The sequence below is a fragment of the Halobacillus salinarum genome (genome assembly GCF_022919095.1).
Taxonomy (GTDB): domain Bacteria; phylum Bacillota; class Bacilli; order Bacillales; family Halobacillaceae; genus Halobacillus_B; species Halobacillus_B salinarum.
This window is the reverse complement of record NZ_CP095073.1, coordinates 2,834,749-2,848,063: the sequence shown is the minus strand read 5'-3', so window position 1 is coordinate 2,848,063 and position 13,315 is coordinate 2,834,749. Positions and strand designations below refer to the sequence as shown.

At 40.1% G+C, this 13,315-nt stretch carries 17 protein-coding genes; 13 read left to right on the top strand and 4 right to left on the bottom strand.

Annotated features, from left to right (window positions below):
* The first annotated feature begins 237 nt into the window (after positions 1-237).
* The 8 genes from cyoE to MUN89_RS14605 all read left to right on the top strand — a co-directional run bounded on the left by cyoE (position 238) and on the right by MUN89_RS14605 (position 7,449).
* Complete coding sequence (cyoE, locus tag MUN89_RS14640; protein WP_305852458.1) at positions 238-1,176, top strand: heme o synthase; 939 nt, start codon at positions 238-240, stop codon at positions 1,174-1,176.
* A 78-nt stretch (positions 1,177-1,254) separates the two neighbouring features.
* On the top strand, positions 1,255-2,313 hold the full coding sequence (gene coxB, locus MUN89_RS14635) for a cytochrome c oxidase subunit II (RefSeq protein ID WP_244708525.1): 1,059 nt from the start codon (positions 1,255-1,257) through the stop codon (positions 2,311-2,313).
* Between the two features lie 40 nt (positions 2,314-2,353).
* Entirely contained in the window at positions 2,354-4,213 is a 1,860-nt protein-coding gene (gene ctaD / locus MUN89_RS14630) for a cytochrome c oxidase subunit I (RefSeq protein WP_244708524.1), read from the top strand.
* Positions 4,210-4,833 carry a cytochrome (ubi)quinol oxidase subunit III gene (locus MUN89_RS14625; protein WP_244708523.1) on the top strand — a complete coding sequence of 208 codons (624 nt, stop codon included), beginning with the start codon at positions 4,210-4,212 and terminating at the stop codon, positions 4,831-4,833. The genes ctaD and MUN89_RS14625 overlap by 4 nt, the downstream gene beginning before the upstream one ends.
* A gap of 3 nt (positions 4,834-4,836) precedes the next feature.
* Positions 4,837-5,157, top strand: a complete 321-nt coding sequence (ctaF, locus tag MUN89_RS14620) for a cytochrome c oxidase subunit IVB (RefSeq protein WP_244708522.1) — start codon at positions 4,837-4,839, stop codon at positions 5,155-5,157.
* 156 nt (positions 5,158-5,313) lie between these two features.
* A complete protein-coding gene (ctaG, locus tag MUN89_RS14615; protein ID WP_244713832.1) occupies positions 5,314-6,213 on the top strand; it encodes a cytochrome c oxidase assembly factor CtaG in 900 nt (299 codons plus the stop codon).
* Positions 6,214-6,291: 78 nt separating this feature from the next.
* A complete protein-coding gene (locus MUN89_RS14610; RefSeq protein ID WP_244708521.1) occupies positions 6,292-6,747 on the top strand; it encodes a DUF420 domain-containing protein in 456 nt (151 codons plus the stop codon).
* Positions 6,748-6,909: 162 nt separating this feature from the next.
* Positions 6,910-7,449 carry a GNAT family N-acetyltransferase gene (locus tag MUN89_RS14605; protein ID WP_244708520.1) on the top strand — a complete coding sequence of 180 codons (540 nt, stop codon included), beginning with the start codon at positions 6,910-6,912 and terminating at the stop codon, positions 7,447-7,449.
* Between the two features lie 49 nt (positions 7,450-7,498).
* On the opposite strand, the gene ytvI is transcribed toward MUN89_RS14605, so the two are convergent.
* On the bottom strand, positions 7,499-8,557 hold the full coding sequence (ytvI, locus tag MUN89_RS14600; RefSeq protein WP_244708519.1) for a sporulation integral membrane protein YtvI: 1,059 nt from the start codon (positions 8,555-8,557) through the stop codon (positions 7,499-7,501).
* A gap of 214 nt (positions 8,558-8,771) precedes the next feature.
* Complete coding sequence (locus MUN89_RS14595; RefSeq protein WP_318036085.1) at positions 8,772-9,251, bottom strand: YugN family protein; 480 nt, start codon at positions 9,249-9,251, stop codon at positions 8,772-8,774.
* A 197-nt stretch (positions 9,252-9,448) separates the two neighbouring features.
* Here MUN89_RS14595 and MUN89_RS14590 point away from each other — a divergent pair, with 197 nt between their 5' ends.
* From MUN89_RS14590 to MUN89_RS14575, 4 genes are all read left to right on the top strand, one after another.
* Entirely contained in the window at positions 9,449-9,877 is a 429-nt protein-coding gene (locus tag MUN89_RS14590) for a CBS domain-containing protein (RefSeq protein ID WP_244708518.1), read from the top strand.
* Between the two features lie 122 nt (positions 9,878-9,999).
* Positions 10,000-11,037, top strand: a complete 1,038-nt coding sequence (locus tag MUN89_RS14585; protein WP_244708517.1) for a CAP domain-containing protein — start codon at positions 10,000-10,002, stop codon at positions 11,035-11,037.
* Positions 11,038-11,095: 58 nt separating this feature from the next.
* Positions 11,096-11,461 carry a YlbD family protein gene (gene ylbD, locus MUN89_RS14580; protein WP_244708516.1) on the top strand — a complete coding sequence of 122 codons (366 nt, stop codon included), beginning with the start codon at positions 11,096-11,098 and terminating at the stop codon, positions 11,459-11,461.
* Positions 11,462-11,536: 75 nt separating this feature from the next.
* Positions 11,537-11,974, top strand: a complete 438-nt coding sequence (locus tag MUN89_RS14575) for a YlbF/YmcA family competence regulator (RefSeq protein ID WP_244708515.1) — start codon at positions 11,537-11,539, stop codon at positions 11,972-11,974.
* Here MUN89_RS14575 and MUN89_RS14570 read toward each other — a convergent pair whose 3' ends face one another.
* The gene (locus MUN89_RS14570) at positions 11,975-12,304 is read right to left on the bottom strand and encodes a hypothetical protein (protein ID WP_244708514.1); all 330 of its coding nucleotides are present in this window, start codon (positions 12,302-12,304) and stop codon (positions 11,975-11,977) included.
* Between the two features lie 86 nt (positions 12,305-12,390).
* Between MUN89_RS14570 and MUN89_RS14565 the strand changes: the two genes are divergently transcribed.
* On the top strand, positions 12,391-12,666 hold the full coding sequence (locus MUN89_RS14565) for a YlbG family protein (protein WP_244708513.1): 276 nt from the start codon (positions 12,391-12,393) through the stop codon (positions 12,664-12,666).
* A gap of 50 nt (positions 12,667-12,716) precedes the next feature.
* Here MUN89_RS14565 and MUN89_RS14560 read toward each other — a convergent pair whose 3' ends face one another.
* On the bottom strand, positions 12,717-13,106 hold the full coding sequence (locus MUN89_RS14560) for a DUF7147 family protein (RefSeq protein WP_244708512.1): 390 nt from the start codon (positions 13,104-13,106) through the stop codon (positions 12,717-12,719).
* Between the last annotated feature and the right edge of the window lie 209 nt (positions 13,107-13,315).

Below are 13,315 nucleotides of genomic sequence, written 5' to 3'. Positions count from 1 at the left end.
GTATTTTTAATAGGAGATTACAAACGTTGTGAAAAAGCTTCACAAAATTGTCACAATTAAATAAAAATCTCCTGATTAAATAGATAGTAGAAAGATTCCATGATACAATTATTCTGATGTTTCTTGAGAATCATGCGCTTTTGCGTGGTTTAAGAAACAGCCTTAATTGTTTTGTAAAGTTTTGACTACATTTATTTTACAAAGCGATTAGGGATTTAGAAGGAGGAAGAATATATGATGGACAATCCACGAACAATTGAAACAGCTTCTTCCCAAGTGATGAGCCAATCGGATGTCCGCAAATCCTCGTTGTTAGCAGATATAAAAAGCCTAATTAAAGTAGGAATTATTAACTCTAACTTAATTACAGCGTTTGCTGGCTTTTGGCTGGCGCTTCACTTCACCGGTGCGTCGTTTTTTGACAAGCTAGGAACTTTTTTGCTGACAATGGCCGGTACGGCATTGGTTATCGCTGGCGGATGTGTAATAAATAACTGGTATGACCGTGATATTGATCCAATAATGACTCGAACCAGGCAAAGACCAACGGTTACAGGTACTATTCCTATGCCGGTTATTAAATATTCCGGGATCGCGCTTTCAATCATCGGGTTTGTGCTCTTATTGTTCACTACACTGGAAGCCGCTTTGTTTGGAGCATTTGGCTGGTTTGTTTATGTCGTGCTTTACACGATGTGGTCTAAACGCAAGTATACGATTAATACAGTGATTGGAAGTTTCTCCGGAGCAGTACCTCCGCTTATTGGGTGGGCTGCCGTTGAACCAGGCCTTCGAACAGAGGCATTTATCTTATTTCTCATTATGTTTATCTGGCAAACTCCTCACTTCTTATCCTTAGCGATGAAGAAAAAGGATGAATATAAGGAAGCCGGCATCCCTATGCTTCCTGTTGTACACGGGTTTAAAATGACGAAGCGGCAAATTGTCGTTTACGTTGCTTGCTTACTGCCGTTACCGGTTTATTTAGCTAGCCTCGGCAGCATCTTTTTAATCGTTTCCTTATTAATATCATTAGGCTGGTTAATACTAGGTCTTGCAGGCTTCATTATGAAAAACGATGAGAAGTGGGCGACATGGATGTTTGTTTATTCTCTTAATTATATGACGATCATATTTTTAATGATGGTACTTGTTACCTTGCCGTTTCCCTTTTAATGATACTGGCTCATAATCTTTATGAGCCAGTTTCAAAATATATTAAGGTATATACAAAGAGAAAGAGAGGTATCAATCATGAGAGGTTGGATGGTGAGATTCCGTTCCCTGATTGTGTTTGGAGCACTAGCTTTTGTCTTGTCCGGCTGTGGCGTTGAAAATGTAAGTGCTCTCAAACCTAAAGGGTACAGTGCGGAATTATTATTTGATCTAATGATGATCAGTATTGCGATAATGCTTTTTGTATTCGTTATCGTAATGGCCATTTACGCATTTGTTCTTGTCCGTTACAGGCAGAAAAAAGGACAAGAAGACATGATTCCCAAGCAAACTGAAGGGAATAAAGCTCTTGAAGTAATCTGGACAGTGATTCCAATCCTTTTACTGCTGGTGCTGGCTGTGCCGACGGTTCAAGCGACATTTAATTTAGCTGATCAGTCCAAGCAGGATGATAAGGACGCTTTAACAATCGAAGTGACAGGAAATCAATACTGGTGGCATTTTAATTATGCGGACCAGGAAATTGCTACTAGTCAGGACTTATATATTCCAACTGGTAAGCGAGTATACTTAAATATGAAATCCAGTGATGTCATTCATTCGTTCTGGCTTCCTGCAATAGCTGGAAAAATGGACACCAATCCTGGAGATAATATGAACACGATGTACTTAGAAGCCTATGAAGAAGGCGTTTACACGGGACACTGTGCCGAACTTTGCGGCCCTTCCCATTCGCTGATGGATTTCAGGGTCATTGCTGTTAGTCCTGAAAAATTTGACCAGTGGAAAAAGGACATGAAAAATGTAGATGCAGAAGCAAAACCTGAGACAACTAGTGCTCAGGAGGGACAAAAGCTGTTTAAAGAAAACTGCATGAGTTGTCATGCCATTGGAAATTCTGCCGCTGGAGTAGGTCCAAACTTAACCAACTTTGGCAATCGTACTAAGATTGCGGGTATTCTTGAGCCTACAAAAGAAAACCTAGTTGACTGGATCGTGAATAATAATGAAATAAAACCAGGGAATAAAATGCCGATGAATCTTGTTTCAGAAGAAGAAGCAGGAAAAATCGCTGATTATTTATTACAGTTAAAGCATTCAGAAGTTACGCCTGAGTCTGCAGGAGAGGGCAGTTAATAATGCTTTACATGATGGTTTTTGAAAGGGAGGTAACAGCGTGAGTACTGCAGTAGCACAAAAAGGCGGACTCGGCGCCGCTATATGGGATTACTTAACAACGGTTGACCATAAAAAGATTGCACATCTTTATTTGGTATCCGGTGGTTTCTTCTTCCTTATGGGTGGAATAGAGGCCATGATTATTCGTATCCAGCTGATCAAGCCTGATAACAATTTTATTGCTGCTGGACTTTATAATGAAATGCTTACCATGCACGGAACTACGATGATCTTCTTAGCTGCTATGCCGATTATTTTTGCTTTAATGAATGCAGCTGTTCCATTGCAAATAGGTGCACGTGATGTAGCATTTCCATTTTTGAACTCTTTAGGATTCTGGCTGTTCTTTTTTGGAGGAGTACTTTTAAATATTTCATGGTTTACAGGTGGAGCACCGGATGCAGGCTGGACGAATTATGCACCGCTCTCTACGACTTCCCCAGGTCATGGAGTCGATTATTACACCATTGGTTTACAGATCGCAGGGGCAGGTACACTAATTGGAGGAATCAATTTTCTCGTTACGATCGTGAACATGAGAGCTCCTGGTATGAGTTACATGCGGATGCCGTTGTTCACATGGGCTTCATTCGTAACAAGTACTTTAATTCTTTTTGCCTTTCCTGCATTGACCGTTGGTTTATTTTTAATGATGTTTGACCGTATGTTTGATGCAGCCTTTTTTGATGTTGCCCAGGGCGGGAATGTTATTATCTGGGAGCACCTGTTTTGGATATTCGGACACCCGGAAGTATATATCCTGATCCTGCCTTTATTTGGCGCGTTTAGTGATATATTCTCAACCTTCTCTAAGAAAAGGTTGTTCGGATACTCTGCAATGGTTTTTGCAACCGTTTTAATTGGATTTTTAGGTTTTATGGTATGGGCTCACCACATGTTCACCGTTGGAATGGGACCCATTGCTAACTCGATTTTTGCAGTTGCGACTATGGCTATTGCTGTTCCTACTGGTATTAAGATTTTTAACTGGCTGTTTACGATGTGGGGCGGAAATATTAAGATGACTTCTGCGATGCTTTGGTCTGTTGCCTTTATTCCATCTTTTACAATTGGTGGAATGACAGGTGTTATGCTCGCGGCTGCTGCTGCGGATTACCAGTATCATGATACTTATTTTGTAGTCGGTCACTTCCACTACGTAATTGTAGGCGGGGTTGTGTTTGGAGCATTTGCTTCCATCCATTACTGGTGGCCGAAGATGTTCGGTAAAGTGTTAAATGAAAAATTAGGAAAGCTTGCTTTCTGGCCATTTTTTGTAGGCTTCCACTTAACTTTCTTTATTCAGCACTTTTTAGGTTTAATGGGGATGCCTCGACGTTATTGGACTTTCCATGAGGGACTAGGATTAGATACAGGAAACTTAATAAGTTCCATTGGTGCTTTCTTGATGTTTATCGGGACGTTTATATTCTTAATTAATGTTATTTATACGTCAGTGAAAGAACCTAAGGCAAGTGGAGATCCATGGGACGGACGTACGCTGGAATGGTCCATTTCTTCTCCACCACCGCATTATAATTTTGCTCAGACTCCACTTGTACGCGGTCTCGACCCTTTATGGATTGAAAAAACAGAAGGGAAAAAAGGCATGACTCCGGCAGAGCCATTGGGTGATATTCATATGCCGAATCCTTCTATTCTTCCTTTTGTCATGTCGCTCGGATTTTTCATTGCTGGATTTGGGTTTATTTACCAAACGGAGAGCAAAAGCTTCCTTGCTCTAATTTTTATCGGAATGGGCATTTCCTTAGGTTCAATGCTGACACGTTCTCTTAAAGATGACATTGGACATCATATTCACAAAGAAGATCTTAAGGAAGGGGCTGGCAGCGAATGAGTCATGAAGACGTTCTGAATCCTAAAGAAATGCCTCGTGAACCAGAAAAAGCCACCCTTGAAGGTAGAAATAAATTCATCGGGTTTTGGTTCTTTCTAGGCGGAGAAACTGTATTATTTGCCAGTTTATTTGGCACGTACCTTGCGTTAAATGAGTCAACAGTTGGGGAAAATACTCCTGAACACCTCTTTGGACTTGATTTGGTATTCATTATGACGATGCTGCTGTTAACAAGTTCCTTAACGAGTGTGTACGCGATCTACCATATGAAAAACAATGATTTCGGCCGAATGCTGACATGGCTTTTTATAACCGTTGTCTTAGGGTTAGGGTTTTTAGGCTGTGAACTTTACGAATTTCATCATTACATTACGGAATATGAATTCACGTTTAGATCTTCAGCCTTTGGTTCCGCTTTTTATACCCTTGTCGGTTTTCACGGAGGGCACGTGTTATTTGGATTATTATGGATCACTACTTTGATGATTCGAAATTCCAAAAGAGGACTAAATCTTTACAATGCGCCGAAATTTTATATTGCCAGCTTATACTGGCACTTCATCGATGTCGTATGGGTATTTATCTTCACTGTCGTGTATTTAATGGGAAAGGTGGGCTAAACAATGGAACATCGATCCGTACCGAGTCAGCGAAGGGAATATGAAAGAACACAGCATAAGCAGGAAATGATTCAGCATGTAATTAGCTTTGTGCTGATGATCTTGTTTACTTTAGTTGCTTTTGGAATGGTGGTTTTTGATGTAAATTCCTATTTCATTATTCCTACCTTGCTCCTGTTAGCTGTTGTTCAAGTTATTTTTCAGCTTTATTATTTCATGCACTTAAAAAACAAAGGGCATGATATGCCAGCAATGATGATTTTCGGAGGGGTTGCAGTTGGAGCCCTGACCATCATTACTTTTACTTCAATTATCTGGTGGTAAATAGGAAAAGGCCGGAAATATTCCGGCCTTTTTTTATACGCTGCATAACTTATGTATATTTTATGAACATTCGAGAATTTGTTGTGAGCCGCTCGTTTTTTACGCGGAATTTCGTTAAAATAGAGGTACATTCTGTACCAAATAGAGGTGACACCTATGTGGCTTGAGCTTCATATGTTTGGATTCCGTGCATTATGGAGTCCTTATTATTTACTATTTGTCGCTGTACTTTGTTCCCTATATTATTACTTGACTGGTCCCGGTCGCAAAAGTGGAGAGGAAAAACCGGAAGTTCATCAGCAAATTATGTTTTATTCTGGAATGGCGCTGTTATACATTATCAAGGGGTCTCCGATCGATCTAATCGGTCATATCCTTTTTTCCGCCCATATGACTCAAATGGCTCTTTATTACTTATTGTTCCCTATACTTATCGTAAAGGGTGTTCCACGGTGGATTTGGGAGAAGGTCTTTTACTTAAAAGGGTTAAATAAGGTGCTTCATGTCCTTACTAAACCTTTAATCGCGCTTATTTTATTTAATGGTTTATTCTCCCTTTACCATATGCCGGACGTATTTGATTTTACAAAATCCAATTGGATGGCTCATGCTGTGATAGGAACGATCATTCTTTTTACGGCATTTTGTATGTGGTGGTCGATCTTTTCCCCGCTTGAGGAAATGGATACGTTAAGCCCTCTCCTAAAGATTGGGTTTATATTTGCTAATGGTGTATTGATTACCCCGGCATGCGGACTCATTATCTTTGCCAGTCATCCATTGTACGAAACGTATGCGTCGTCAGGCTCCTGGGTTCAAGCTATGAGTTTATGTGTACCTGCAGACGTGCTGAATAGTCTGCCAAGCTCTCTCAGTGGCCCAGGTTTCTTTACAAACCTTCCTCTGATCGAGGATCAGCAGCTTGGTGGAGTCATTATGAAGATCTCTCAAGAAATTATTTTTGGGGTAGTCATCGCTTATATCTTCTTCAGCTGGTTCAATAGAGAAAAAGACACCATCGATCCATTACCTAGTCACCTGCAAAGTGAATCGTAATCGATGAGATAAGGGGAGGTCTTTTACAACAGCCTTCCCTTTTTTAAAGCAACTTATATGATAAAAAGAGGTGTTGATATGCCATTGCTTCCAACAATGAGCACGAGTTTTATATTACTAAGCGCTATTCTTATTGCGATTGGCTGGGTGCTGATCGTTAAAGATAAACGCCGTGCGCATAGATTAGTTATGATCGCTGCAGCAATCAGCGCGCTGCTTTTCTTTCTTATTTACTTAAGCCGCACCATTTTTGTAGGAAATACAAGTTTTGGCGGCCCGGATGATATTAAAATATATTACACCATATTTTTAATTTTTCACATCATTCTTGCCACAGTAGGTGGATTATTTGGATTGGTTACCCTCCGGCTTGCGTTTAAAAGGAAGATCTCAAAGCACAGGAAAGCAGGACCAATTACAAGTATTATTTGGTTTTGTACAGCTGTGACCGGCATAGCCGTGTATTTGCTTTTATATGTATTTTATGACGGTGGAAAAACTACCAGCATGATCAAAGCTATATTAGGTACGTGAAGAGGGCTCTAAAGGCTCTCTTTTTTTACTAGTGCCAGTTTATGACAACTTTCACCTTCTTTCTTTAGCAGCGGAATAAAAAATATTGTTTACTTCTTTCAGTGAAAAGGTATATAGGTGAGTATAATTGGTCAATTTACATAGAGAGAGGGTGGATCACTCGTGGAGATTCAATCGTCCAGAATTACGTTTTTTCCCATTAATCTTGAGATCGCTCAAATCTTAATGAAAAATCCGCTGGCCTTTTATTATAAGTTTCAACTTCCTTGGAACAAGAATTGGCCGCATCATGGTTTAAAGGCGCTTTTACCTATTTATGCAGAGAATTTGGAAGAGGATGAAGATCAGTTTGGTTTTGGACCGTGGGTGATGATTGATAATGGTCGTGAACACGTAATAGGAGATATTGGTTTTAAAGGAAGACCGGATTCGGAAGGTACGCTGGAAATTGGTTACCATGTTGTCGTTTCTGAAAGGAATCAGGGGTATGCGTCAGAAGCCGTAGCCAAAATGTGCGATTGGGCATTTTCCAATCGTGAAGTCAAAGGTGTAGAAGCTCAGTGTGATAAAAATAACATTCCTTCTCAAAAAGTATTAATTAACAATGGGTTTAACCATACCGGAAGAGAAGGCGATGTTTTTCTTTTTAAAAAAGAAAAGAGCCGGAACAATTCTATGCCTCAGCGGTCTGAAAGTGAATAAAGGATAAATAAAAACAAGAGCTGAGGATGAACCTCGGCTCTTGTTTTGTTTATAATTTGAAACTCCACTTAATGATACCGGCTTCCTTAGCTGAATTGAAGGCGATGACCACTAGAGGCCCTAGAATAAATCCCATCAATCCGATAAGCTGGAGGCCTAAATACATAGCAATTAAAGTAGCCAGAGGAGAAAGGCCGATGTGGCGGCCCATGACTTTTGGTTCAACTGTCCGACGGATCGCAAGCAGTACAACAGCCAGTATGCCAAGCTTGATGCCCATTGAAATTTCTCCTGCTAACAGCATATATACAGACCATGGTCCGAGTATCACAATCGATCCAATAATAGGGATAAAATCAATCAGCCAAATGATCAGCGACATCATGATGGCTACTTCTGGTTCAATCCATAAGAGACCTATGAGGGAGACGATAAAGATAATAATACTGACTAAAAACTGTGCTTTTAAAAATCCAAATACGACATAGGAAAGACGAGCATTCATAAATTTCACTTTTTCTGAAGTGGCTTCTGTAAAGTTTTGGTGCATTTTATCACGCAGACGCGGTAATTCCAGCATGAATAGAAACAGTGCGATTAAATAGACTAAAAAGCTGACTAAATACCTTGGAATAGTCGTAGCGATAGCTGCTATATTAGATAATTGAAGCTTTTCTGAAATTGTTGCAGTCGTCTTATCGACAGCATTGCTGATTTCACTTGTCAGTTTATCAACGAATTCATCCGGCATATTCTGAGTGAAACTGTTCATGTTATTCTGCCAGTGAATGAACACTTCATTAATTTGGTTAACATAAGTAGGAGCATGATCGGCGATTTCGACGACTTGAGTAACGATTCTAGTTACCGCATAGGCTCCAAGCAGGCCAAGCATAATTAAAAAAAGCAAAAAAACGATAGTGACCGAAATTTTTCTGTTAATTCGAAACCTAAACTGCATCCAGCGCACAGCTGGGTTTAAAAATAATGCGGTAACAAAGGCTACCAATAAGGGTATGGAAACTGGAAGAATAAAGTAAGCGATGATTAATAAAAGGATCGAAAGTAATAGTAAGATCCATTGTCGTTTAGTCAAATAGCGAAACAATTTATGTAAAGAGCCCCTTTCTCTTTTATCTCCTAATCAAAAATATAGCAAAAAGAACAAGTTTTGAACAGCTAAATTAACTAGTTGAAGGGCTGAATGTAAAGAATTTTAAAAACAGCCACTCATCATGTAAAATGATGTGCGACTGTTTATTCGAATCATCTTCATCAGGTTTTACCAAGAGAACGACAGGCAGCTTTCCTTCTTGGTCATGTTATTTTTTCCAATGAGAGTCCTTAGTTAATTCCTCGACTTTATCCAATACATCCTGGTTTCCTTGTTCCTTCGCCCAGGCGGTCAGACGCTCAAGGACCACATGGTCAGGAACTTCAGTTACATAATTTAATGCCATTTCCTGAACCTTCATCACTTTATTCTTCGCTTTTTCTACAATGTTTTCAGGAAAGCCTTCTTCTTCACCGTATTCGATACCATGAGGGTAGTAATGACGGCCGAGTAATGGCGGAAGCAGCTGAATGACCGCGTTGCCTTGATCGACATCGCCTTCAATTGCAAAACCTTGGATACGGATATAATGGGTGATATTTTTTTCTGGAGCATCCATCTTATAGTCGTAAGTTACTCGTTCATAATCCCACGATCCACCTAAAATAAATCCGTTGCTTTCCATGAATTTCGTTAATGGTTTCTGGTCAATGACCAGCCCTTCAAGTCCTGTGCCTTCTAATTTCACGTTTTCCACCTCGCCTATTGTATGTATCTAAGTGTATCCCAGTATGAAAAACGCTTTGAATTTAAGCGCTTTCTCTTTTCATACCAAGCTTTATCGTTCCTTCATTATACTATAAAAGACTATAGCTTGCATGTAATATTTTTTACAAAAAGGGGACACTATATACTGAAATTCGAATACTTAAAGGAGGATCTTTTATGAAAACTATAAAAGACATTATGACGAGTGATGTATCCGTTTGTAAAGCTGAAGACACCCTTTATGATGCGGCGGTCTTAATGAAGCAGAAAAATGTTGGTGCCGTTCCTGTGTGTGATAATGAAGGTCAATTGATGGGTATGGTAACAGACCGTGACCTGGCTCTTCGTGGTTATGCGGATAAAAAGCCGGATACGACGGCAATCCAAGAAGTGATGAGTGGTCATTTGTACAAAGTAACACCGGATGCTACGCTTCAAGAAGCAAGCAGTTTAATGGCAGAACATCAGGTTAGAAGGCTTCCTGTAGTTGAAAATGGTAAGCTGACAGGGATAGTTTCCTTAGGAGACTTGTCTATTGATGAAATGTCAGATCATGCAGCGGGCGTGGCTCTTCAAGATATTTCTGAACGTCCGGAACTTCATTAAGTTATTCGAAATGCGGCCTGCTTTTATGCAGGCCGTTCTTCTTTCGCCATTTATTTCTTCATATAGAAATTTTTTTTTGCTTATAATGAATAGTATAGTGAGGATATGAGGAGTTTTAGCCAATGAAAAAAATTGCAGTTGTCATGATTATTTTACTTATAGCATTTGGTATCGTTCTTTCCATACCTCCAAAGAACGATCCGATCATTGAAAACGAAACGAATCATGCGCAAGACCAGGCAGAAAATATGGAGAACAGGGCTTCTTCTTTTATCGCTGAAGGTTCTTTTTTTCAATGGATGGGGGCTTCAGCCGAAGAGTTGATTGCCTCTATTGGAGAACCAATTCGAAGAGATCCAAGTGGCTACGGCTATGAGTGGTGGGTTTTTCAAATGGAAGATCACCAGTATGTCCAGTACGGCATTATGGAAGGTCAAGTGATTACAGGAGTGACGTTTAGTCCTCAGTCTAAAGACGCTCCATTTAATGTCGGGCAGGCGTATAGCAAGATTAATCAAAAATTTCCGTTCAAGCAGGAGATGAACTTGAAAAGCGAAGGCTCTTACACGATGCAGCTTACCGAAGAGGATCTGCAAATGAGACCTCTCGTTCCTCTAGAGGAAGGATGGACTGCTCAATTGTATTTTGACACAGTAACTAAAAAACTTTCGGCCATCCGGGTAATGAGAAATGATGTATTATTAAAATTGCAGCCCTACAAAGTGGTCTACCAAGGTCAGCTTCCGGAACAGCCTGTGCTGTCAGAAGAAGAATGGGATGCAGTAGAAGCTGGAAGTGAAAAACAGATCCTTGCTTTTACTAACATTCTGCGCAACAGGAGCAGTGTAAATGCTGTTCAACTAAATGAAGACGCCTCAAAAGCGGCTTTTCTTCACAGTAAGGATATGAAAGAAAATGAATATTTTTCTCATTTTTCCCCAAGTGGTGATGGCTTAAAGGAAAGGCTGAAGAAAGAAGATATTCAATACAGAAGCGCGGGAGAAAACATTGCCGCTCAATATGTGGACGCTGCAGCAGCTGTACAAGGGTGGCTGAATAGCAGTGGTCATCGCAAGACCCTCCTTAGTGAACGCTATACCCACATCGGAATAGGGGTATATCACAGGTACTACACCCAGGATTTCATTTCCCTTCCATGAACGTCCTGCTCCATTTTGCATAGGCTATAGAGTAGTTTATATGTGAGGTGTGAGCAAAATGAGTACAGATGGATTGCACCCAAGTGTAAAAAAGTTTAAAGAATTCGTAAATGACCATCCAAATGTAAAAGAGCAGTTAAGGAAGAACCACGATAATATTCAAAGCTATTATGAAAAATGGATGATTCTCGGTGAAGATGATCCTTTTTGGGAGTCACTTCCTAAAGCCAAGAAGGGGACTCAAACCAATAAAAAGGATTGGATGAAACAGCTTGGGGAGCTCATGAAGGATGTCAAATGGGAAGATGTGTCCCGGCAAATAGATGAATTGAATGGGGCCATCGGGCAGATCCAGCAGCTTATTACAACCGTGCAAAAAGAAAATAAAAAGAAAGACCGGCAAATTGAATATCCATATTATTAAAAATTCCTTTGCAGAATGAGAAGAGATTTCATTCTGCCTTTTTATTTGGTATGATGGGATTGGAGGTGCTAAAGCATGCTAGCAACAATGGAAATCGTTGACTTGCTGGATCGTTCTGAAGCTGTTGGACAAATGGTGATGGACTCAGAAACGATGCAGCACTACCAGCAAGCGAAACAGGATCTTGCTAATGATCAAGAAGCCCAACAACTCATAAAGAATTTTCAAGATATAAAAGAACATTATGAAGATGTTCAGCGTTTTGGCAGGTACCACCCTGATTATAACGACATCATGAAGCGTGTACGCAGTGTTAAGAGAGAGATGGACATGAATGAAAAAGTTGCCCTTTTTAAGAAGGCAGAACGTGAAGTACAGAAGCTTCTAGATGAGATCAGCGAAAGTGTTGCCTTTAGTGTCAGCCAGCAAATTAAAGTTCCGCGTAACGGAATGGCGCTTACAGATACCGGATGCGGCTGTGGAAGCGGGGGCGGCTGTGGCTGTGCTTCATAATTAAGGGTTCGTAAATCGAATGCAGTCGTCGCATAGGTTTCCGCAGCAAAACATTTTTCTTTGTGGAACGAGAAAGCGTACTCTGTACACATATCCTGCCTGACTTTTACGAACATAGCTCATCGTAAGAGTCAGGCGTTTTCCTTTCATGGCTTTGGCAGCAGCGATTTTAATTTGCTCTTCCAACTGCTGTTTTGATACGTGGGCCTCAGGCTGTAGGTAATAGAAGGGAAGCCCGGTAATATATTTAACGGTCACATGCATGATATGCCCGCTGTCCAGAAGCTTGGAGTGAAAGGTTTGTAAAGCCTTTTCGTGATCCGTAGTCATCAATGATCGTCCCCCTTGAAATGAATTGCCTGAAAAGCGTGCATTTGGTAAACTTACGATAAATACTTAACAAAGTAGGGGTCTCCATGAGAACGAAACGCCAAGGAATCATTGTTTATTTTCAGCATATGAAAAACATTCGGCAAATTAAAAAGCATGGTCATTTAATTCATGCTTCCAAAAAGCTAAAATATGCGCTTGTATATGTCAATCAAGACCAGATTGAAGAAAAAATGGAGCGGCTGGAGCGTTTACCTTTTGTATCCCGTGTCGTTCCTTCTTATAAGCCATACGTTCAAACCGAATTTGAAAATGCTAAACCCGATAAAGCAAAACAATATGATTATAAAATGGGGATATAGCTTTGCAAGCGTTCGAATATTCGAACGCTTTTTTTATGATTGAAGTTCGGTCAGGACAAAGGGGGCAGCATTTTATTAGTTCTTAAAATTCCTGTTAGATACTGATAGTATAAGGCTGTTTCTGGAAATGTGACAGAAGGTTTGATTGTAAATTCCTTTAATGATAGACCTGAATTTTCGACCATCTCTTGAAACATTGTAAATCTCTGATTAGGAATTTCATGAGGGTTCGGGATTCCTTCTCTGCATATGTAAATTGGCTGAAATTTATCTTTCAGAGCGGGTTTCATAATGAGAGCAAGGGAACAAACAGGTTTATTATTTTTCTCACTATAAAAGGCGACAGCCTGGTGGATTCGTTCTGGCATTCGATTGCCTAATTCAATCAGCTCATATAAATCGGAATAGCCTTCGCCAAGTTCAATAAATTTTTGAATCATAAAGCCTTCTCTTCCTTTCTAAGTCATCTCTACAAATTTACTTTAGCATGTAAGAAGACTAAGCAAAACCCTATTGATAGAACAAATCGTTGAATGAAGGCAAAAAAATTAGGGCTGTCCGACTTGGACAGCCCTACTCTTTTGAATCAAACATGATACAAAAAAGTAAAGGGAGAGGAGAAACCGGAGAAAGAACTTATGGGGATGTA